Raw genomic sequence first — 1,274 nt, 5'->3', positions numbered from 1 at the left:
CGGGTATCCGGGTGGGTTCTGGCTTCCGCCCGGCGGGACGTTCTGGCCTGGGTACTCGGGAGGCTGGCTCATGTCCGTCCTAGCTGTTGGACTCAACTTGTGGGCACGCGCGTCGCAAACTCAGGGGGAACTTAGCAAATAACTGGCCCGGGTGCGCGTATTGATTTCACGCAGGCTCGGGCGGCCCACCCCGTCGCCCCGGCGTGGTATGCCTAAAACCGTGTCCGACGGTCTGTTTGACCTCCCCGGCGCACCGCAGACAACCGGCGACGGCCTGGGCGTGTCGGGGGGTGCGCCGCTGGCCGTGCGGATGCGGCCGGCGGCGTTGGAGGAGGTGGTCGGGCAGGACCACCTGCTGGCGCCCGGATCGCCGCTGCGCCGCCTGGTCGAGGGCTCGGGCCTGGCGTCGGTCATCCTGTACGGGCCGCCGGGCAGCGGAAAGACGACGCTGGCCGCGCTGATCTCGCAGGCGACCGGCCGCCGTTTCGAGGCGCTGTCGGCGCTGTCGGCCGGGGTGAAGGACGTTCGGGCCGTGATCGATGTGGCCCGCCGGGCGCTTCTCAACGGCGAGCAGACCGTCCTTTTCATCGACGAAGTGCACCGGTTCTCCAAGACCCAGCAGGACGCCCTGCTCTCCGCGGTGGAGAACAGGGTGGTGCTCCTGGTGGCCGCAACCACCGAAAACCCGTCGTTCTCCGTGGTGGCGCCGCTGCTGTCGCGGTCGCTGATCCTGCAGCTGCGCCCGCTGACGTCCGACGACATCCGCGCCGTGGTGCAGCGCGCCATCGACGACCCCCGCGGGCTGGGCGGAAAGGTCGCCGTGACGCCCGAGGCCGTCGACCTGCTGGTGCGGCTGGCCGCCGGCGATGCCCGGCGCGCCCTCACCGCGCTAGAGGTCGCGGCCGAAGCGAACGAGACCGTCACGGTCGAGACCATCGAGCAGTCCCTGGACGAGGCGGCGGTGCGCTACGACCGCGACGGCGACCAGCACTACGACGTCATCAGCGCCTTCATCAAGTCGGTGCGCGGGTCCGACGTCGACGCGGCGCTGCACTACCTGGCCCGCATGCTCGTCGCCGGGGAGGACCCGCGGTTCATCGCGCGCCGGCTGATGATCCTGGCCAGCGAGGACGTCGGCCTGGCCGACCCGACCGCGCTGCCGACCGCGGTCGCCGCCGCCCAGACCGTGCAGCTGATCGGCCTGCCCGAGGCCCAGCTGACGCTGGCGCACGCCACCATCCACCTGGCCACCGCGCCCAAGTCGAACGCCGTCA

General features: G+C 71.3%; 1 protein-coding gene. It reads left to right on the top strand.

Going from position 1 to position 1,274, the window contains the following annotated elements; translation table 11 throughout:
- Positions 1 to 208: 208 nt before the first annotated feature.
- Positions 209 to 1,274, top strand: a 1,066-nt coding sequence (locus tag A5696_RS10355; protein WP_067877423.1) for a replication-associated recombination protein A, incomplete at its 3' end; no start/stop codon positions are given.

It is taken from the genome of Mycobacterium sp. E2699 (genome assembly GCF_001666745.1).
In the GTDB taxonomy this organism is placed as follows: domain Bacteria; phylum Actinomycetota; class Actinomycetes; order Mycobacteriales; family Mycobacteriaceae; genus Mycobacterium.
Note: the sequence above shows the minus strand (reverse complement) of the source record. Positions and strands in the feature narration are given on the sequence as shown.